Origin of the sequence: Psychrobacter sp. AOP22-C1-C5, from assembly GCF_052378885.1 — a bacterium.
Lineage (GTDB): Bacteria > Pseudomonadota > Gammaproteobacteria > Pseudomonadales > Moraxellaceae > Psychrobacter.
This window is the reverse complement of record NZ_JBQSYC010000001.1, coordinates 200170-221531: the sequence shown is the minus strand read 5'-3', so window position 1 is coordinate 221531 and position 21362 is coordinate 200170. Positions and strand designations below refer to the sequence as shown.

Annotated in this window: 19 protein-coding genes; 8 read left to right on the top strand and 11 right to left on the bottom strand. The window is 43.1% G+C overall.

The features are described 5' to 3' along the window. Positions 1-115: 115 nt before the first annotated feature. The 3 genes from ACT3TH_RS00840 to ychF all read right to left on the bottom strand — a co-directional run bounded on the left by ACT3TH_RS00840 (position 116) and on the right by ychF (position 3841). On the bottom strand, positions 116-1534 hold the full coding sequence (locus ACT3TH_RS00840) for a deoxyguanosinetriphosphate triphosphohydrolase (protein ID WP_444753967.1): 1419 nt from the start codon (positions 1532-1534) through the stop codon (positions 116-118). Between the two features lie 350 nt (positions 1535-1884). Next, positions 1885-2469 (bottom strand): hypothetical protein, encoded by a 585-nt coding sequence (locus tag ACT3TH_RS00835; RefSeq protein WP_444753966.1) that lies wholly within the window; start codon positions 2467-2469, stop codon positions 1885-1887. Between the two features lie 280 nt (positions 2470-2749). Next, positions 2750-3841 carry a redox-regulated ATPase YchF gene (gene ychF / locus ACT3TH_RS00830; protein WP_444753965.1) on the bottom strand — a complete coding sequence of 364 codons (1092 nt, stop codon included), beginning with the start codon at positions 3839-3841 and terminating at the stop codon, positions 2750-2752. Between the two features lie 268 nt (positions 3842-4109). On the opposite strand from ychF, the gene ACT3TH_RS00825 reads away from it, so the two are divergent. The 3 genes from ACT3TH_RS00825 (at position 4110) to ACT3TH_RS00815 (ending at position 8206) form a co-directional block, all read left to right on the top strand. Beyond that, positions 4110-6269: an ATP-dependent helicase gene (locus tag ACT3TH_RS00825; RefSeq protein ID WP_444753964.1), complete on the top strand. Its 2160-nt coding sequence runs from the start codon at positions 4110-4112 to the stop codon at positions 6267-6269. A 293-nt stretch (positions 6270-6562) separates the two neighbouring features. Continuing rightward, a complete protein-coding gene (locus ACT3TH_RS00820; RefSeq protein ID WP_444753963.1) occupies positions 6563-7810 on the top strand; it encodes an NAD(P)/FAD-dependent oxidoreductase in 1248 nt (415 codons plus the stop codon). A gap of 57 nt (positions 7811-7867) precedes the next feature. Then, positions 7868-8206, top strand: a complete 339-nt coding sequence (locus ACT3TH_RS00815) for a RidA family protein (protein WP_444753962.1) — start codon at positions 7868-7870, stop codon at positions 8204-8206. Positions 8207-8302: 96 nt separating this feature from the next. Here ACT3TH_RS00815 and ACT3TH_RS00810 read toward each other — a convergent pair whose 3' ends face one another. Then, the gene (locus tag ACT3TH_RS00810; RefSeq protein ID WP_444753961.1) at positions 8303-9439 is read right to left on the bottom strand and encodes a glycerate kinase; all 1137 of its coding nucleotides are present in this window, start codon (positions 9437-9439) and stop codon (positions 8303-8305) included. A 129-nt stretch (positions 9440-9568) separates the two neighbouring features. Continuing rightward, positions 9569-10927, bottom strand: coding sequence for a GntP family permease (locus ACT3TH_RS00805; protein ID WP_444753960.1), 1359 nt, complete (start codon positions 10925-10927; stop codon positions 9569-9571). Between the two features lie 211 nt (positions 10928-11138). Here ACT3TH_RS00805 and cobT point away from each other — a divergent pair, with 211 nt between their 5' ends. The 3 genes from cobT to ACT3TH_RS00790 are packed head-to-tail and all read left to right on the top strand — an operon-like array spanning position 11139 to position 13647. Continuing rightward, entirely contained in the window at positions 11139-12191 is a 1053-nt protein-coding gene (cobT, locus tag ACT3TH_RS00800) for a nicotinate-nucleotide--dimethylbenzimidazole phosphoribosyltransferase (RefSeq protein ID WP_444754264.1), read from the top strand. Between the two features lie 26 nt (positions 12192-12217). Next, on the top strand, positions 12218-13054 hold the full coding sequence (gene cobS, locus ACT3TH_RS00795; RefSeq protein ID WP_444753959.1) for an adenosylcobinamide-GDP ribazoletransferase: 837 nt from the start codon (positions 12218-12220) through the stop codon (positions 13052-13054). Positions 13055-13083: 29 nt separating this feature from the next. Next, a complete protein-coding gene (locus ACT3TH_RS00790) occupies positions 13084-13647 on the top strand; it encodes a histidine phosphatase family protein (protein WP_444753958.1) in 564 nt (187 codons plus the stop codon). A gap of 69 nt (positions 13648-13716) precedes the next feature. Here the strand turns inward: ACT3TH_RS00790 and ACT3TH_RS00785 are convergent, their stop codons facing one another. The 6 genes from ACT3TH_RS00785 to ppsA all read right to left on the bottom strand — a co-directional run bounded on the left by ACT3TH_RS00785 (position 13717) and on the right by ppsA (position 19313). Continuing rightward, positions 13717-13956, bottom strand: coding sequence for a hypothetical protein (locus ACT3TH_RS00785; protein WP_444753957.1), 240 nt, complete (start codon positions 13954-13956; stop codon positions 13717-13719). Positions 13957-14302: 346 nt separating this feature from the next. Then, complete coding sequence (gene rplI, locus ACT3TH_RS00780) at positions 14303-14815, bottom strand: 50S ribosomal protein L9 (RefSeq protein ID WP_444753956.1); 513 nt, start codon at positions 14813-14815, stop codon at positions 14303-14305. A gap of 20 nt (positions 14816-14835) precedes the next feature. Then, the gene (gene rpsR / locus ACT3TH_RS00775) at positions 14836-15066 is read right to left on the bottom strand and encodes a 30S ribosomal protein S18 (protein WP_010198808.1); all 231 of its coding nucleotides are present in this window, start codon (positions 15064-15066) and stop codon (positions 14836-14838) included. A 16-nt stretch (positions 15067-15082) separates the two neighbouring features. Continuing rightward, positions 15083-15487 (bottom strand): 30S ribosomal protein S6, encoded by a 405-nt coding sequence (gene rpsF / locus ACT3TH_RS00770; RefSeq protein ID WP_444753955.1) that lies wholly within the window; start codon positions 15485-15487, stop codon positions 15083-15085. A 331-nt stretch (positions 15488-15818) separates the two neighbouring features. Then, positions 15819-16814, bottom strand: coding sequence for an RDD family protein (locus ACT3TH_RS00765; protein ID WP_444753954.1), 996 nt, complete (start codon positions 16812-16814; stop codon positions 15819-15821). Between the two features lie 114 nt (positions 16815-16928). Further along, complete coding sequence (ppsA, locus tag ACT3TH_RS00760; protein WP_444753953.1) at positions 16929-19313, bottom strand: phosphoenolpyruvate synthase; 2385 nt, start codon at positions 19311-19313, stop codon at positions 16929-16931. 422 nt (positions 19314-19735) lie between these two features. Here ppsA and ppsR point away from each other — a divergent pair, with 422 nt between their 5' ends. Together ppsR and ACT3TH_RS00750 are read left to right on the top strand one after the other, a co-directional pair. Then, a complete protein-coding gene (ppsR, locus tag ACT3TH_RS00755) occupies positions 19736-20632 on the top strand; it encodes a posphoenolpyruvate synthetase regulatory kinase/phosphorylase PpsR (protein WP_444753952.1) in 897 nt (298 codons plus the stop codon). Positions 20633-20706: 74 nt separating this feature from the next. Next, positions 20707-21111 (top strand): DUF4377 domain-containing protein, encoded by a 405-nt coding sequence (locus tag ACT3TH_RS00750; RefSeq protein WP_444753951.1) that lies wholly within the window; start codon positions 20707-20709, stop codon positions 21109-21111. Positions 21112-21362 lie beyond the last annotated feature (251 nt).

Sequence of the window (21362 nt, the reverse complement as noted above, 5' to 3'; positions counted from 1 at the left end):
AATGTTTCAAAATTATCCAGTAGGGGTTTATCATACTCATTTCAGCACACAAATACGACTGAAATCCACAACTTGTTTTAATCTACTAAACCATCGTTTATTACATAAGCATCTATTAAACCACAGTTCCCCAATGACCTTGTAACTCCTGCGCCAAGCGATACGCTTCATGATCATTCATACCCGTAATAAAATCTAAAATATTCAAAACATTATGATAGTGGTTGTCTGACAACTCGCGGCGATGCTCATCAAGGTGGGGCTGTAGCAATCTAAGTAGACGCTGCTGCTCAAAAGACATAGAAGATGACGTGGCATCTGTTTGCCCGCCTATCCAAGCGAGCGGCATAAAAGCGTCTAGTAGACGGTGCAAACATTGATTGGCCATCAGCTCCATTCTGACTTTACTTGGATGATTAAATATCTGGTCACGTGCCAACTGCTTGGCTCGATTGATGCCATTTTGCACGTCGGCTTCACAATGGGCAAACAAGCTTCCATTAAGTGTTCCAGCCAGCATGGCATCATTATTGGCGACAAAAGCGTCCGTCACTGTATTAACCAGACGCATCATAGCGCGCGCCCGCAATGATGCTAGGCTTTGCCTGACTGACATATGTGCTGGAAGATGAATACTGCTGGGACGCTCGCCAATCAATTCATAAAAAATGCTGGCTACATCAGCGTAGGTTAGCATATTGAGGTTAATGCCATCCTCTAAATCTATCAGTGCATAGCAGATATCGTCTGCCGCTTCTAAAAGGTAAGCCAAAGGATGACGGGCAAAGCCCTCATGTTGCTCTGAGCGAGGTAAGTGCAGGCTAGCTGCCAACGCTTCTAATTGCGATGCCTCACTATAAAAACAACCAAATTTTTGTACATCATTGCCGATATTTTGGGCACTTACATCATTACTGTGAGTCGCAAGCCAAGGGTATTTCATAAAAGCACCCAAGGTTGCGCAGGTTAGGCGCATACCGTCCTTATCCGGATGATGTTCGTTGCGGACTAACAGTCGAAACCCTTGGGCATTGCCTTCGTATGCCAAGAGATCTAACTGCTCATCGATGCTCAGGTTTTGCAAAAAGGCTTGAGGCTCAGGACGTCTAAACCAATCCCGAATCGCGTATTCTCCCGCATGGCCAAATGGTGGGTTACCGATATCGTGAGCGAGACATGCTGCTTGAACAATGACGCCAACGTCAGCAGGCGAGACGCCAGCTGGTAGACCGCTGTTTAATTTATCATGAAGTTTTTCTGCAGCCATCATGCCCAAAGAGCGTCCAATACAAGAGACTTCAAGGGAATGTGTTAAGCGCGTGTGAATGCCGAGCTGATTGGTCAATGGATGGACTTGGGTTTTTTGATTAAGCTGGCGAAAGGAGTGGGAGAAAACCAGTCTGTCGTAATCTTTATGGAAGTGCGAACGCGCTGTTTCACCTATTTTTGGTGTTTTGGTTGAGCCGAGTCGTTGTGCGCTGAGCAGATGCGACCATTGTGTGGTCGCGTTTGAAGATGATTGGTGGTTAGACATTATTATAATTATCCCAATGATGAGCTGACGGTTTTTATTATGTTGCTTCTTAGCATAGCAAAATAGTCGCGTCGGTTCATCTGTTGTCGTTGCCTGTTTTATGATCAGACAACGACAATGTGTATGGAGTAAATACTGATGAATAATAAATGATGTTTAGCAAGGAAATAGTGGAAACTCAATAAAATAGATATACGACATAATAATGCATGACTGGTAAGAATTTTTCTTGCTCACTGTGTCGTTGCTGACAAAGGCTGCAAAAAATTTATCCCAGTCACGCTGACTATTTTTTATATCGACTTGACTATGAGATGAAATAAACAGTTTATGAAAAAGTTTTAGACGTCTTAACCATCTGTTTTTTGGCAATCAAACAATACTGTTTCATCACTTTCAGCGACGCTACTACCCAGTGTTTTATTGCTTAATACGGCTTTGGTTGCGTCCGTATTTAATTTCCATCTCATGCCCGACTCGTCAGTGATACCAATATCAGTCTCATACGTCGTACCAGCATTAGTAGTAGACGCTGTCATTGCAGTTAGGTCATATTCAACCCCATCGATCAATAAGTGTGCGCTAGTGGCAGATTGAGGATCATTTGCAGGATCGTAATGGGCCTTGATGACTTGTTCGGGCTGGCAGTTATAAGTGGTCATGTCCGCGTCATTATGGCTGTGTCCTTCATGACTGTGATCATGACCTTGCTCGTGACTGCTCTCTTCGTGACTGTGTCCCTCATGGCCGTGTTCGTGATCATCATGATTTGCATGCCCTTGTTCGTCGTGTGCCGTATCCGTAGTTGCTTCTGTGGTAGCAACGTCAGTATCCTGTTGTGTGGTATCGGCTTTTTGTTCGCAGCCTGCACCAGCCAATAGAAAAGCAAAGCAAAGTAGAGCAGTTTTAGAATGAGTACGAGTAAGCGCTATCATGGAAAATGCCTATATAAATATAAAAGTGAGAGAATGTGAGAGCATAATTAGTTACGTTATAATATAACATATAAGGTATAAAAAAAACCAACATAGATTGCTCTACATTGGTTTTTACATTGAAGTCAGAATAGAATCAACCCATTTTAAAGAAAGTATGTTTCTACTGGGGTAAATTTTGCAAAGCATCTGTTACGCTTGCGAACAGCCAGCAAGGAAAATTGATACCAGTAGAACACAACGATTGTATGTACCATCTTTATTTTGGATTGACGGTATATTACACGTTGAATCTAAAATGCATCACATCGCCATCTTGTACGATATAGGTTTTACCTTCTAAACGTGATTTACCAGCAGCCGCTGCGCCTTTTTCACCGTTATACTCGATAAAATCGTCATAAGCAATGACTTCAGCACGAATAAAGCCGCGCTCAAAATCCGTGTGAATCACACCGGCCGCTTGTGGCGCTGTGGCACCAATAGCGACTGTCCATGCACGTACTTCTTTTACGCCAGCGGTAAAGTAAGTCTGCATATCAAGCAAATCATAACCACCACGAATCACTTGATCAAGACCTGCTTCTTCCATGTTCATCTCAGCCAAGAAGTCTTTTTTATCGTCTTCATCAAGCTGGGCGATTTCAGATTCAATTTGGTTGCACAAAGCAATGACGATAGAGTCTTCGCCAGTGGCGTAGTTACGGACTGCGTCTAGGTAAGGATTGTTTTCAAAGCCGTCTTCGCTCACGTTAGCGATATACATAGTTGGCTTTAATGTAATCAAACCATAGCTTCTGATGAGTTTTTTCTCGTCATCATCAAGATTGGCTGCGCGCGCCGCTTTACCTTCTGCCAATAACGGTTCGATTTTTTTGAACACATCCAGCATGGCCTGAGCGTCTTTATCGCCACCTTTGGCTTTTTTGGTTAAGTTCATTATGGCGCGCTCAACCGCTTCTAAATCTGCCAATGCCAATTCAGTATTGATGGTTTCGATATCGTCAATAGGGCTTACGCGGCCATCAACGTGTACGACGTTGTCATCATCAAAGCAGCGTACCACGTGTGCGATCGCATCTGTCTCACGGATATTGGCTAGGAACTGGTTACCCATGCCTTCACCTTTTGATGCGCCAGCGACCAGACCTGCGATATCCACAAACTCCATCGTCGTTGGCAATATGCGCTCAGGATTGACGATATCAGCCAATTTCTTTAGACGTGGATCTGGCACAGGTACGATACCTGTGTTGGGATCTTTGGTACAAAATGGAAAGTTTTCAGCGGCGATTCCCGCTTTGGTCAAGGCGTTAAACAGGGTGGATTTACCCACGTTTGGTAGACCGACGATGCCGCAATTAAAACCCATAACGTTCTCTCAATATAGTAATAAAATCAGTTGATAGACAACTTGGTCAAATAGTAAATCAAAATTGGGCATATTGTAGCAAATTTAACCCAATATGGGTGAGGTTGTTATAATGGATAAGCGGATTTTCGTGAGTCGGTTTCTGTGAGGTTTGAGGCTGACACGATTATGATAAGCTATCACTTATTGCTTACGCTAAACGATTATTTAGTAGCATTGATCTCAGTATTGAGCGAGCTACAAACCCCATCAAAGGCAATACCCTATAATGAAACCCACGATTTTTGACACACACCATTATACTTATCCGCAAAACTTTGTTGAGATGAAACCCAAGCTTGTACGCCTTGAGCGAGCAATTGAAAAACTTGAAGTCAATTTGATAAGTGCCGAGACTGATATATTAAATCAAAGGCTTGCCAGTCATTTAGGTTTAAAAGTGGATTACGCTAGTGAGTTGAATGCCAACCAGCTATTGGCTGCCACCACGATCGAAGGGAAGGTATTGGTCATCGCTGGAGCAGGCTCTGGTAAGACTAAAACCTTGACGTATAGAACCAGCTACTTAATAGAAAATGGGGTATCGCCCAAAGAGATTTTATTACTGACCTTTACCCGTAAAGCCGCCAATGAAATCAAAGGTCGCGCCAAGACGTTGCTGGCAAGCAGTCGTATCGATGATGATGTGCAAGAGGGCAAGGGATTAAACGAAATTACTAGCGGCACCTTTCATTCATTTTGTAATATGGTACTCCGTCAATACTCAGGACTGCTTGGTATCAATCCACGGTTTACTATTTTGGATACGGGTGACAGTGAAGACGCCATCGATTTGATCAGTAAAGAAAAAAAATATCCGCTCAAAATAACCAATCAGGCTTTTCCGCGCAAAAAGACCTTGCAAAAAATCTTTTCAACCTCTAGAAATCGACGCATCTTAATTCGAGATTTGATTGAAAGTAGCTATCCTGATATTGCCGTACATATTCCTACCATTGAACAGTTAGCCATCGATTTCCACGAATACAAGCGCGCCAATCATTTATACGATTTTGACGACATTATCGGTCAAGTCGTGCGCCATTTACGAAACAACGATAAGTTTCGTGGTCTTTTGCAAAGCCAATATCGTTACCTCATGGTTGATGAGTATCAAGATACCAATATTCCGCAAAAAGAGCTGATCGACCTCATTTGTCAATCTGAGTCGGTGTCATTGATGGTGGTCGGTGATGACAATCAAAGTATTTATGCTTTTCGCGGTGCCAATTACGAAAACATTCTGTTGTTTGGTGAGACCTATCCTGATGCCAAACTGATTAAGCTTGAGCAAAACTATCGCAGTACGCCCGCGGTTTTAAATTACGTCAATGCGTTGTCAGAGCACATTACTTTAGGCTATCAAAAGCAGCTGTACTCAGAGGCACCCATAGAAGGGGTAAAGCCGACTTTTTGCCGTTTAAGTAATGAGACCAAAGAAGCAAAGTATATCGCTGATAATGTCCTAGCGCTAAAGTCAGAGTACGATTACAAGGATTTTGCGGTCTTATGTCGGACGTCTTTTCAGTCCAACTACATACAGCTGGAGTTTATGGAGCGCCGCATACCCTTCATTGTCGTAGGCGGTATCAAGTTCATTGAGAGACGTCATATTAAGGACGTATTGGCATTCGTCAAGATACTCTATAACCCCAACGATACGATTTCCTGGCATCGTATTTTGACGCTATTTAAAGGGGTAGGGGCTGTCACAGCGACACGCTTAACCCAAGCCATTACTGCCCATAACAATTCTTTTGAGCCGTTATTAACCGCAAAATTTGCCAAAAAAAGCACACAGCTTGCACCACTTCATGCGGTCTTAAATAAGGCCAGCCAAGCAGATTCCGTTGAGACTATTATTGAGCTAATTCTTGAATTTTATATACCCATTTTAAAAATCAATGAAGACAACTGGCGCGAGCGTAGTGAAGATTTTCGTGTCCTCACAAACTTAGCGATAGAGCATGACAGTCTCGACAGTTTCTTAGAAAACCTAGCGCTTGATCCACCTAATGATTCAGTTGCTACCAAAGGCATGCCTGATCATGGAGAAGAGGATAATGACAAATTGACCATCTCTACGATTCACAGTGCAAAAGGGCTTGAATGGTCAGTGGTATTCGTCAATTCTTTGGTCGATGGTATGATGCCGCATTATCGCTCACTGAGTGACTTTGAAGAGCTAGAAGAGGAGCGCAAGCTGTTTTATGTGGCTTGTAGCCGCGCTAAGCATCGTCTGTTTTTGACCGCGCCAGATTACTTCTCTAGCTACTCAGGATACTTTGATAAAGCCTCGCGTTTTATCGCTGAGCTACCCAAAGACAAGGTTAAGGTAGAAACGATTAAAAAGCCCATTACAGAAAATCATGATCCAGTTTGGTGGTGACTGGGCGGCTGTTAATGGTCATCTGATAGCTAATTGCTGGAATGAATTTTTCAAAGCCTCTATCTGCAACACAACCGCAAACTAGGAAAATTTATCCCATCATGCCCCTTTTTATCCTTATTATTCCTTTTAAAGGTATTCTCTTGTCAAACACATAACTAAAAATATACTGTAGCAAAAATATTTTTTAGATAAGGGTTTAATATTCAGCGCAATACGTTATATTACCACCTTATATTTTAGACCCCTATGTTTTGACACACTGTATTAATATCCTATGAGAAGGACAGGTTATGCGCTATGAAGTGATCGTTATCGGTGCAGGTATGGTTGGTACCTCAATTGCGTGGCATTTACAAAAAAATAATTCAAACGTGTTGCTGTTAGACAAGAAACTACCAGGGTCAGAGACGTCGTATGGTAATGCTGGCTTGATTCAGCGTGAAGCGATTCACACCCATCCTTTTCCTCGTCAGCTGACGGAGATGATCCGAGTATTACCCAATCAAGGGACGGATATTCGCTATCGTATTCCAGCGATTTTGCGTTATCACCAAGCGCTGCTTCAGTACTGGAAATACTCTACGCCTGCGTCAGTCAAAAAGATCGAATCTGAGTGGCAGACCCTGATTGAGCATTGCACCAGTGAGCATCAAACGATGATTAGTGCATCTGGCGCTGATGAGCTGATTACCCGCAAAGGTTGGTTGCAATTGCATCGCTCTGAAGAAACGTTGAAAGAAGCCATTGCTTTAGCGATAGAAGCCCGCGAGCAAGGGGTTGAGCACAATGTATTAAGCGTTGAAGAATTAAAAGCGATGGAACCAAGCGCCAATTTTGATGATTTTGTTGGTGCGATTCATTGGCTTAACTCATGGCAAGTATCTAACCCAAGCTCATTGGTAAAAGCGTATGCCAAGAATTTCCAAGACATGCAGGGTACGATTAAAGAGAGCGATGTAAAAGACATCGTACAAGATGCTGATGGCTGGAAAATCGTTACTGATAGCGAGACGTATTATAGCGACAAGCTAGTGATTGCAGCAGGGCCTTGGTCGAATGATTTGATCAGACCGCTTGGCTATGACTTGCCATTATTCCCAATGCGCGGTTATCATCAGCACTTTAAAGTCACTGATAAAAATACGATCACTCATAGTATGTTTGATATGGACAAAGGGTTCGTCATGGGACCTATGCAGCAAGGCATTCGTATCACGACTGGAGCTGAGATGACCACAATGAATGCACCAAAAAACTTTGGTCAGCTCAAAACAGTACTGAAGTTCGCCAAAAAAATCTTACCATTAGAAGATGCGGTAGAGAGCGAAGCGTGGGCAGGTTCACGTCCTTGTATGCCTGATATGAAGCCTGTGATTGGCCCTGCAAATAAACATGACAAATTGTGGTTTGCTTTTGGTCACAGCCATCAAGGTTTTACACTAGGGCCTATGACTGGTCGTCTTGTTGAAGAGATGATTCATGAAAAGCCATTACTGGTCGATCTTGCACCGTTTAGTGCCGAGCGCTTTTCTAATTAATGTCGTACTTGACTGAGTCTGTACGGTTATAAATTTATAAATTGAGGAGTAAACACCATGAAAAAATTACACAGCAACCAACGCATGAGTAAGATCGTGGTTCATAACCAGACTGTCTATCTATGCGGTCAAGTAGGCAACGCTGAAGACGATATTCAAGCTCAGACATTGACTTGTTTAGAAAAAATACAGACATTGTTAGAGGAAGTCGGTAGCGATAAATCAAAACTGCTATCAGTCACTGTTTGGATAAAAGATATGTCAGACTTTGCGGCTATGAATGAAGTATGGGATAAATGGTTTGAAGGGATACAACCACCTGCGCGTGCTTGCGGTGAGTCGGCATTGGCACGTCCTGAGCTATTGGTTGAGATGATTGCTATCGCTGCTGAGTAATTAGGTTGCTATCACATTTGGATCAATATAAGCATAAAAACAAAAAAAGGACATGATATTAATATCATGTCCTTTTTCATGCGGTAAAAAAATCAGCTATCTTAGGTTTTGACCCAGTCGCATGGCAGCGGCGATGTTGACAGCGGTGGTTTCAATGTTGTGATAAGCCGCGCTTAGTACATTATCAATGGAGTCTATTCTTTGAATACTAGGCATGACAACATCGAATTGAGTGGTCTGCGCAGGCTTTAACCCATCAACGCTACCACAAATAGCAATGACTGGTGTCTGGCTTGCTTTGGCAAGTTGACTGATGCCGCCTGCCACTTTACCCATGGCTGTTTGCGTATCAAGTTTACCTTCGCCAGTAATGACAAGATCAGCATCAGCGATATGTTGCGATAAGCTGGCAACTTCGGCGACAGTGTCAAAACCCGACTTCAACTGAGCGCGGCAAAAGCTCATGAGTGCATAGCCGAGACCGCCTGCTGCACCTGCACCTGCTACCTCTTGACATCTTTCATAGCCATGTTGATCACATACAGTAGCAAAATGACTTAACGCTTTGTCCAAGTCAGTAACCTGTTGCGGACAAGCGCCTTTTTGTGGCCCAAAGATAGCACTTGCTCCTAATTCACCACATAATGGATTGGTCACATCGCAAGCCACTTCAAAGACCGTATCGAGTACACTTGCATGAAAGCCGGTGTTGTCTAACCGATGCAAGCTGGTAAGCGCGCCACCACCATGACCCAGAACATTTTCATCTATGTCATGAAACTTCATGCCAAGCGCTGTCAGCATACCAAGACCTGCGTCATTGGTTGCACTACCGCCCAGACCGATAATGATACGTTTGGCGCCTTCACCTAAAGCGTCAGCGATAAGCTCACCGACGCCATAAGTACTAGCAATCAAAGGATTACGCTCTGCGACGGTCAATAGATGCAATCCGCAAGCTTGGGCAACTTCAATGACAGCTGTCGCATTGGGTAACAATAAGTATTTTGCGGTGATTGGTCTCATTAGAGGATCATGGACGTGCACTTCTTTCCAGCGTCCACCTAACACGTACGACAATACTGCAGAAGTACCTTCACCGCCATCAGCCATAGGTAGCAACGTATAATCAGCGTTTGGAAACACCTGACTAAATCCAGACTGAATGGCATGGCAGACATCCAATGCCTCTAAGCTTTCTTTGAACGAGTCGGGGGCAATTAAAATTTTCATGAAAATCCTTTGAGCATTTCAGTGAAGGCGCATGTCAGTAATAGTGATTATTCAAAAGCAGCTAAGTACAAACCGTTAAGCAATTTACTTGTTAGCGCACTTGCCACTACGGGCATTCACTCTACTATTTTAAATAAATACCAATGTCAATAACCAGATGAACACGATGCTGGTCACGCCTTGAATACCAGTAGCCACTGAATGAGCTTTGTAAGCTTGTGAGACACTCATTCGACTAAATTGGCTGACAATCCAAAAGAAGCTGTCATTCGCATGGGAGATAGTCATTGCACCTGCACCAATGGCCATTACGGTGAATACACGGCCAAGCTCACTATCAAGACCAATTTGACTCAATAAAGGAGCAACCATCGCAGACGTAGTAACCAAAGCAACTGTGGTTGAGCCTTGCGCTGTTTTTAGGGCAGCAGACACGATAAATGGCATAAAGATACCGAGTCCTAATGCCGATAAAGTCGTACCCAAATAATCGCCAATCGGAGTCACTTTTAGCATGGCACCAAATGCGCCGCCCGCACCCGTGATTAATAGAATGGGCGCAGCCACCACTAATCCTTGTGAGATACTGTCACTAATCTGCTGAGTTTTTTGGTCAGTGTTAATGAGCAAAAAGGATAAAAATAGACCAATGAGTAGCGCGGTAAGCGGATTACCAATAAACACTAAGATATCTGTCAGCATGCCGCTACCAAAGGGCGCGCTCGGAAGATTGGCAACAGACGATAAGCAGATCAATACGATAGGGACGATAATAGGTAAAAATGCCATCGCTGCTGAGGGCAGACTCTGATAGTCGTCGCGTGTTTTCATACCATCGGGCATGACCGCTGCAGGTGAGTCTGCGGCATCTATATTGTCAGGCGTTGCATTAAGAAAACGATTTGACCACCACCAGCCTGCTAATACGGCAACGGCTGTTACAACCACACCGACCATGATGACCAAGCCTAAGTTCGACTCTAGCCCTAAGTTTCCGGCTGCCGCAATCGGACCTGGTGTCGGTGGCACGAAGGTATGGGTCGCATATAAGCCTGTTGCCAAAGCGATACTCATCGCCACGCTAGATACATTTAAGCGCTCGGCCAACGACTCCTTTAAGGAGTTCAAAATGATGTAGCCTGAGTCACAAAATACGGGGACTGACACCACTGCACCAACGATAGACATGGTCAAAGTCGGGAAGCGTGGCCCCAAAACTTTGATAACGGATTCTGCCATGACAATAGCAGCACCTGTCTTTTCAAGAATTAAACCGATAATAGTACCAAACACAATTACCAAGCCGATATAACCTAAGATACCACCAAAGCCATCAGAGATAGTCTTAGCGACAGTGTTAAGCGGTACTTGGTAAAACAGTGCTACCAAAAAAGCTGATAATATTAAAACTAAAAAAGGATGCCATTTTAATTTCGCAGTGGCGAAAATAATAAAAATGATGGTCAGCACAAGCCAAAATACGATCATTACTGCCTCTATATGGTTGATATCTTCGTTAATTATCCATGCAGCTTTTGCTTAGCTCGGCATCAATAGGGATATGTATTTTTAAAGGGGCATATTCTATCGCAAATACGCGCTACTAGGAAATCTATTCGGCCCAGATATGACTTTGTTAATGGCAAGAACGTTATACTTTGCTAGTATATGGTTTTATTTGATGTGTACCAATATTAGGATGTCTCCCTTGACCGTATTCACTGTACCTACGATAGCCAACATAGAAAATAATGCACTACGTCAGCAACTACAGCAAATAATTGACCTAAAAACCAAGCCGCTTGGTGCGCTTGGACGATTAGAGGTGCTGGCATTGCAGTTGGGTATGATTCAAGGAACAACCGCACCGCAGATTGCGTATCCACAGATCCGAGTATTTGCTGCTGATCATGGCTTAACCAAGCATGGCACATCTGCTTATCCTAGTGCCGTTACTGCGCAAATGGTATATAACTTTTTGCAAGGAGGTGCGGCGATCAATGTATTGGCGCGCCAGCATAACATAGAGCTAAAAGTAGTCGATGCTGGGGTAGATACAGATTTTGCACCGCATTCGCAACTGCTGGACTATAAAGTTCGTCATGGTAGCCGCGACGCGCTAACAGGGCCTGCCATGACAGAGGGTGAATGCTTGGCGGCGCTACAGAACGGCATGAGGGTGGTAGAAAATTTACCGGGCAATCTATTGATTGTGGGAGAGATGGGCATTGGTAATACCTCTGCCGCCAGTTTATTATTAGCAAGATTGGGTGATATACCTATTGCTGATTGCATTGGTCGTGGTACGGGTCTCGATGATGTAGGATTACAGCACAAGAAAAATATTTTAACGCAAGTATTAGAGCGTCATAGCGAGGCAAAAGCACCATTAGCAGCGCTCGCGGCATTAGGTGGACTAGAGATTGCGATGATGGCAGGTGCGCTGATTCAGGCAGCCAGTGAACGCCGTATTCTTTTAATGGATGGTTTTATTGCCAGTGTGGCCTTGTTAGTCGCTGAGCGTTTAGCACCAGGTGTCGCACAGTATGCTGTATTTGCCCATCACTCGGTCGAGCCAGGCCATACGCACTTATTAAAGCAATTAAATGCTCAACCGTTACTAGACATGGGCATGCGTCTAGGAGAAGGCAGCGGGGCGGCGCTCGCTTATCCGCTACTCCAATCAGCATGTGCCATTGTTAAAGAAATGGCAAGTTTTAATGATGCTGGTATCAGTGAGCAAAATCACTAATGTCACCGTCTTTCAAACAACCAAAAATGTCAAAAAAATCTTTGTCTCGACCAACGATCGTACATCTTATAAAGCATGAATACCGGTTACTACTGGTCGCCATACAGTTTTTAACGCGACTGCCAGTACCATCATTTACCAGTTATGATCCGCAATGGTTGCATCAGAGTAGCCGTCATTTCCCTGCGGTAGGTTTGCTGGTTGGATTGCTTTGTGCTGGCGTATTTTGGCTTAGTAGTGCTTTATTCACTCCACTGGTTGCGGCGGTGATCAGTACGGCATTTGGTATTAAGCTCACGGGTGCTTTCCATGAAGACGGCCTGGCTGATAGCTGCGATGGGTTGGGTGGTGGCCTGACTCGCGAGCGTACGTTAACTATTATGAAAGATTCACGTTTGGGCACCTATGGCGTTTTGGGCCTAGTTTCAGCACTATTACTAAAAATTACCTTATTGGCTTCCATGCCGTTATCGGTTGCTATTGTCGCCCTCATTATCGGTCATACTGCTTCGCGTTTGCTATGTATCAGTCTGCTTGCTTTGTTGCCTTATGGCGGTGAGATAGAACATGCCAAAGCCAAACCGATGGCACAGCAGTTGACGCCGTTACAGGGACTATTAAGTAGCGGATGGCTACTGTTGGCAGGGATGTTAGTGGGGCTCATACTTCCCAATGCCATGCAGCAAATCGAGCTTGGTCAATGGCTTTTAGCTTTATTACTTGCCCTAATAGCCACGGACTATATGCGGCGGTTATTACGCAGGCGACTTGATGGTTATACTGGTGATGGACTAGGAGCAACGCAGCAGCTCAGTGAAGTTGCGATATATATGGGACTTGTGGCATCGGTACCATTTATTTAAGATTTTAAAGACAGTAAAAGTGGATATTAATGATTCTCTATATTTGGCGTCACCCAAAGCCAATTGCTGCAAAAGGTATTTGCATTGGGCAGACGGACATCGCGGTAGATAAACGTAAACTCAAACGTCTTGCTAATAAAGTCGAGCGCTTTGTACGTCTGCATCGATTGCCTAAAATTGTCTGGGTAAGTCACTTACAACGTTCATTAGGCGTTGGACAAATACTGGCGCAACGTGGTTTCCAATATAAAGTCGCGCCTGAGCTTGCCGAAATTAACTTTGGCAAATGGGACGGTCGCCCTTGGGAACAGATTTCTCAGCAAGAAATTGATGACTGGTGTCATAACTTCGCTTATTTTGCTCCTGACAATGGTGAAAATTTGCATCAATTATTTGAGCGCGCTGAAAGCTGGATTCGTGCTAGAACGGTTGAAAGCAATGCTGAGAGAGATAATAAACCCATATTAGCTGTCGGTCATGCAGGGTGGATCAACGCTGCCAAGATGATTGCGTACGAACAGGATGTACCGAGAGTAGCTACCCAGTGGCCACGTTCTGTAAACTATTTAGAAAGCAGTCGCTTAGATTTTTAGCCAAAAAAAATGGTCATATATTATGACCAAAATTTTAAAAATAGTTGTACCTAACAGATACTTGAATATCTAAGCAATCTTGTCAAACCAAGCCTTACTGTTCTTAGCTGTCACAGAGTCAAAGCTCACATAGATACCTTTATCATCTAATGTTGCATACCAATGGTCTGCATTATCACCAGTCAATAGCTGGAAATATTTGTTATTCACAATTCTTCCAACTGTATAAACCTCACCTTCTGAGTAAAAATCATTACCTCTTACACATAATAATTTGTCATCAGTGTTTATGTCATTGGTATTTATCATGTTTAATGCCTTATCGGTGATTAAGATGAAAATAGGATACCAACTCAATTGATAATAATAAAGATGACTTTATAAACAGTATCTTATTGTTAAGTATAAACTTTTTAGTTTATTCATTGCAGATAGTTACCAGAATATGTCATTGTGAATATAAGAAGCAGAGGGCAGATTTTAGTTGAATTTCCTTGTATACATGATGCTAGTTTTAAAAAATAAAGTTAGATTAAAATAATTTCTCAAAACATTTGGATGATGAAAGCCTCACATTACCAAAATGAAGACGTAAAAAAACCAGCAACTTGACATTACTGGTTTTTATGTAGACTGAACTTAGATATGCAAAAGATTACTCTTCAGAATAGTCTTCGTTTTCGTCTGCAACTTCTTCTTCTTCTAGATCTTCGTCATTACCATCTTCAGATAGGATAGTAACTAAGATGCTAGCAGTAACGTCATGGTGTAGCTGAATATCAACATTGTATTCGCCAACTTGACGTAAAGTGCCTTCAGGAAGCTTGATTTCTGCACGGTCAACTTCTAGACCTGAGTTAGTCAACGCTTCAGCGATATCGCGAGTACCGATAGAGCCAAATAGCTTGCCTTCGTCACCTGATTTAGCACGCATGATTACATTAACGTCAGTTAACGCATCAGCACGTTCTTGAGCAACAGCGATTTCTTTTGCTTCTTCAGCTTCAAGTTCAGCACGACGTGCTTCGAACTTTTCAACGTTAGCTTTAGTAGCAGGTAGTGCTTTGCCCTGAGGGATAAGAAAGTTACGTCCGTAACCTGGTTTCACATCGACAGTCTCACCGAGTTTACCAAGGTTGACGATACGCTGTAACAAAATAATTTGCATGAGTCATTCCTAGTTAACGGTTAACCTTGATGGTTATCAGTGTATGGAAGTAGCGAAAGATAGCGAGCTTGCTTAATAGCAGTGGCCAACTGACGCTGATATTTAGTAGAGGTACCGGTAATACGGCTTGGTACGATTTTACCATTATCACTGATGTACTGTTTTAGCAATTCAACATCTTTATAATCGATGTGAGTGATGCCTTCAGCAGTGAAACGGCAGAATTTGCGACGGCGATAGAAACGTGCCATGAGTATTCTCCTTTAATTAGTCTTCACTGTTGTCGTTGTCGTCATGATCGTTTTCACGATGGTCGGGACGACGAGTAGTTGCTTTGCGTGCGCGTTTTTCATCGGCATTCTTGGCTAACTGCGACTCTTCAGTGACAGCTTCGTCACGGCGCATAACTAAACTACGAATGATCGCGTCGTTATAACGGAATAATTCTTCAAGTTCAGCCAAAGTCTCGCCGTCAGTTTCAATGTTGAAAAGAACGTAATGAGCTTTGTGAATCTTGTTGATTGGGTAAGCTAGTTGACGACGGCCCCAATCTTCTAAACGATGGATAACACCGTTATTGTCTTGAACTAACTTGATGTAGCGCTCAACCATGCCAACCACTTGGTCGCTTTGGTCTGGGTGTACAAGTAACACCAGTTCGTAATGTCGCATTATGACTCCTTACGGATTAGTAGCTATTAACCCTATGTTAATAGCAAGGAGATTTATAAGGTAAGCCTAATTCTTGGCAAATATAGCAAAGGATAAGCTTAGTTTATAAAGCGCCGTATTATAACAGTACTTAACCATTAACACAAAGGTTAATCACTAAAGCACTGCGAACAAAATAGAAAGGCAATGAAGTGGAGGATAGTAGTAACCGTTATGCCAATAAAAAAATAACCATGCCAATAAAAAAAGCAGCGATGGCACGCTGCTTTCTCATTAACAGTACAAGTTCTTATTGATATCTAAGCCAATAATAGCCCAACTAAGGAGTATGTTATTTAATCTTAGGTTCTTTTACCAACTGACTGCTATCCGCTTTTACCACCAAAGTTTTCGCAATTTTGTCGTGCCAACCGATATTTTCAGGACTTTTAGAAGCCATGTAATAATGGATAGCAACAACAACAAAACCTAAGAAACTTGTGAATGAAAATAATAAATTATAAATGATAAAGAGAAGCAGTGTACGCATACCAATTAATTTGATAAACGAGGGCAGACGGTGAGTGGTTTGATCCACAACGCGAATACCAGTAAGCAGTTTGCCTAATGACTGACCGCGTAAAGTAATAAATACCAATTGCAGCGCAAATAATCCAAAGACCATGACTTGCGACATCATCAGTGTGCTACTAGGAAGGCTTTCCATCAGCGTCATTGAGTATTGATAAGCGGCGTCCATATCTTGGATATTTTGGAACTTGCTATAATCCACATCCATTTTGGTCAATGCCATCACTAGTGGGACGATAGCCAATAAATACAGAAGACCGTTGATGGCAGTTGCCAGTATTCGCGACATGATGGGCGCAAGGACAAGATCACCAACGACCTTGTCATTACCAGTGGCAGACTTCTTTAGGGTAGTCTTGCCTAAAGACACGTTATTAGGCGACGCTTGATGACGGTTGGCTGTCATGTCTACTTTCGCGTTTTTATTCGTGTCTTTTGGACGTTCAGGCTTACCATATAATCTATCTAACGATACTGACTTATTGTCTTGGTCATTGCTGACTTTATCTTCTGGGAAGATCGTGACGTTATTGATGATAGAGTCATTGACGTCTGTAGTACCAATATTAGTAGGTCGATAGACAGTCTGATTGTTGGTTAAATTGCCGACACGTTGCCATTGATCTAAGCCTTCATGCCACATCAAATCATCCAGCAGTACTTCACCAGATGCCAACATGATATTAAGCTGCTCCAAATCGTATGGACCAGCTTGTACGTTATTTCGAGCAAGGAAAATCTGCATAATTGCCTGCATAGTTAGTCATATCTTAAGTCATTATATTAGGGTCTATTCGAAAAAATCAAATAGACCCTAAAAGATGTGTCTTTAACGACTGTGTGAATTACCGCTGTGACTTAACGTGACGGCTTATTTTGCTTCTTCACCCGCTAAGAAGAACCAAGTGTCAAGCACTGAGTCTGGGTTCAATGACACTGAATTAATGCCTTGTTCCATAAGCCAGTAAGCAAGATCTGGATGATCTGAAGGACCTTGACCACAGATGCCAACGTATTTGTTTTGCTTACGACATGCATCGATTGCCATAGACAATAGCTTCTTAACGGCAGGGTCACGCTCATCAAATAGATGTGAGACGATACCTGAGTCACGGTCAAGACCAAGGGTTAGCTGAGTTAGATCGTTAGAGCCGATTGAGAAACCATCGAAGTGTTCTAGGAACTCTTCTGCTAACAGTGCGTTGGTTGGTAGCTCACACATCATGATGACGCGTAGGCCGTTCTCACCACGTTTTAGACCATTCTTTCCAAGTAATTCGATGACTTCTTTGGCTTCACCAACCGTACGTACGAATGGAATCATAATCTCGACGTTGGTTAGGCCCATCTCATCACGGACACGTTTGAGCGCTTTACATTCAAGCTCAAAACAGTCGCGGAAGTTATCAGAGACGTAGCGGCTAGCACCACGGAAACCAAGCATTGGATTCTCTTCTGATGGCTCATACAACTTACCGCCAAGCAAGTTAGCATATTCGTTTGATTTAAAATCTGACATACGGACGATAACTGGTTGATCCATGAAAGCGACCGCTAAGGTTGAGATACCTTCGACCAATTTGTCAACGTAGAAGTCAACTGGTGATGCATAACCAGCGATACGCTCATGAATGGCTTGTGAGATTTCACGTGGTAAGCTGTTCATGTTTAGCAAGGCTTTTGGATGCACACCAATCATACGATTGATGATAAATTCAAGACGCGCAAGACCAATACCTTCGTTTGGCATTTGTGTGAACGAGAAGGCGCGGTCTGGGTTACCGACGTTCATCATTACTTTGAACGCAAGCTCAGGCATAGACTCTACAGAGTTGGTCTGTACTTCAAAATCAATCTGACTTTCATAAATGAAACCAGTATCGCCTTCGGCACAAGAAGCAGTTACGTCTTGACCGTCAACCAATAGTTCCGTGGCATTACCACAACCAACAATGGCTGGCACACCAAGCTCACGAGCAATAATAGCAGCGTGACAAGTACGGCCACCGCGATTGGTAATGATGGCAGAAGCACGCTTCATGACTGGTTCCCAATCAGGATCCGTCATGTCTGATACCAAGACATCGCCTTCTTCTACTTTGTCCATCTCATTTAGGTTAGTAACGATGCGAACTTTACCTGAACCAATACGTTGACCGATTGAGCGGCCTTCACATAAAATCTTGGCGTCAGTTGTGTTAATGATATAACGTTCCATGACATTGCTGTCTTGGCGGCTCTTCACAGTCTCAGGGCGTGCTTGAACGATAAAGATTTCACCGCTGTCGCCGTCTTTTGCCCATTCGATGTCCATCGCTTGACCATAATGCTTTTCGATCGTCATGGCTTGTTTGGCAAGAGAGGTTAGCTCTTCGGTAGACAAAGAAAACTGCATGCGATCTTGTTTTTCAACATCGACTGTTTTGACTGATTTGGTGGTACTGCCTTCATCACCATAGATCATTTTCTTGTGCTTGCTGCCTAGATTACGACGAATCACTGAAGGCTTACCATTTTCTAGTAAACGCTTTGAGATGTAGAACTCATCTGGGTTTACCGCACCCTGTACAACCATTTCACCAAGACCATAGCTTGAGGTGATGAACACTACTTGATCAAAACCACTTTCAGTATCTAGGGTAAACATAACGCCCGCAGCGCCAGTTTCTGAACGCACCATGCGCTGTACAGCGGCAGATAGCGCCACACCTTCGTGTTCAAAACCTTTATGGACACGATAAGAGATAGCACGGTCGTTATAAAGTGAAGCGAATACTTCTTTAATAGCAATAAGGATGTTATCAATGCCGCGAATGTTTAAGAAGGTCTCTTGCTGACCTGCAAATGAGGCATCTGGCAAGTCTTCAGCAGTTGCAGACGAACGTACCGCTACTGCGATGTCTTCGCCGCCACTCATGGTTTCAAATGACTGGCGCACTTCTTGCTCAAGATCTTTTGGCAGCTCTTGCTCGATAATCCAAGTACGGATTTTTTTACCAGTAGCAGCAAGCTTGTTGACATCGTTTACGTCTAATGTTTTTAGCTCATTATTGATTTTGTCAAGCAAGCCCGTTTCTGTCAAAAAGCGATTGAACGCGTTTGAAGTTGTGGCAAAGCCGCCTGGAACACTGACGCCCAAATCAGAAAGATGGCTGATCATTTCGCCAAGCGAGGCATTTTTGCCACCGACCATCTCAATATCGTCTTTTCCTAGCTGATCAAGATTGATTACAAGTGCTGTAGATTGCGCTGCCATGATAACTCCAGAAAATAAGGTTATTTAGTAAAGATTATAACGGTAAATTATACCGCTATATTCTGACAATTTCGAGGGGGTAAACCAAAAAACTTGTTAAAAAGATACAAATTGTCGGGTTTGATACATAATTCTTAGCGCCAGTCTTAATTCTTTATTGAGAGAACACTTTCAAAACACCAGTAAGTCGAGATAAGAAGAACAAAAACAGTGTTGGTTTCTAAGGGTACGCCTGTAACATTGATTTCTATTAGACCGCTAATATGCGTATAATGTAGAACATAAATAGTAGAGACTTATCATTATATAAGTGTTCAACTTTAGCGTTTATATTCAGTACCAGGTTAGGTGTCAAATCCGCTACAAACAGATGAAAGCGAAACGAAGGTTACTATTGTGTTATCAATCGAGGTGCCAAAATTATGTACTCAAGCAATTCTGCTGAACAAGTGAAGCCCACTATTCAAAACCGCCATGCGCTGAACTTGGACAGCTCACAAGCCATTAGAACGGCGTTTTTTATCTCGGATGGGACGGCAATTACTGCTGAAACACTCGGCCGTGCCATTTTGAGTCAGTTCGCTTCGGTACCTTTTGAGACTCGAGTATTGCCTTACGTAGATAGCCTAGAACGTGCTGATGATGCGGTCGAGCAAATCAATATGGCCTATCAACGCGATGGTTTGTTGCCTTTGGTGTTTGATACGATTGTAAACCCCGATATTCGTGAAAAGATTAACTCGGCAGAAAGCTGCAACTTGGATATGTATGAAGGGTTGATTGGACGCGTCGCAGAAGAGACAGGGGTAGAGCCAGATGGTCATTCAGGTCATGCACATGATGATGTGGACTCTGAAACTTATAAAGAACGCATCGATGCGGTTCATTTTGCTTTAGACAATGACGATGGCGCACGTACGCGTCATTATGATGCGGCAGATATTATCCTAATTGGGGTATCTCGTTCGGGTAAAACACCCACTTCATTGTACCTAGCATTACAATTCGGTATTCGCGCCGCCAACTATCCTTTGACTGAGGATGATTTGTACGACAATCAATTGCCTAAAGCATTACGTGAGCACAAAGACAAACTGTTTGGCCTACTGATCGACACTGATCGCTTGGTAAAAATTCGCCAAGAACGCCGCGCGGGTAGTCGTTATTCTAGCTATCAGCAGTGTCAACAAGAGCAACGTGCGATACAAGGGATTTATATCACACATGGTATTCCAAGCTTAGACGTGTCTGAGATGTCCGTTGAAGAAATCGCTACTCGTATTTTACAAATGACAGGCCTCAAGCGCCGCATTGGCTGATGTAGGCTTGTTTAAAGTAAAAGCTTGAGAAACAACTATTAATGTACGTCATTCATTATCATATAGAGAATATTATGAGCTCATTTTATAAGTTGAGTAAGACGCCTTTGTTATGGGCAAGTTTACTAAGTATGGCGACCTTATTGAGTGCTTGCCAGACATCGCCTTTTTCGCGTGAGCCTGTGCCTGAGCCACGCTATATCCCAAACATCGTACTGGGTGAAGCGCAAACACTCACAATCATGCCAAACCGAGTTGCTTGTGCTTCAGCATTGCCAATGCAGTGCTTGCTTGCCAAATCAAATAAAGATGGCAGTATATTCCAAATTCCTTATGATTGGATTGATGACTTTAAGCCGGTCCTTGGCACAGAGTACGTAATTAGCGTGCGCCCACAGATTGATGAGGCAAAGCAAGGTCTTACAGGATACTGGACATTACAAAACATAGTGTCACAACGTATGGTGACGATGCCTTAGTGCTATGACACTGATGCAGTATGATGACCCTGACTCAACCACATATTTATTGATTCATAGTCTAACGATTAAATAAATAAGTAAATATAAAGAGGACACGATGGTAAGTAAAAAACCAAGCGATACTGTTAACAGCGATGCTACTAATGATGTTGGTAAAGACACTCATACTGAGGTATCAAATAAAGAAAGTGGCCGCGCGCCCAACCCTGAGCATACAGAAGGGAAAAATAAAAAAGAGAAAATTGAGC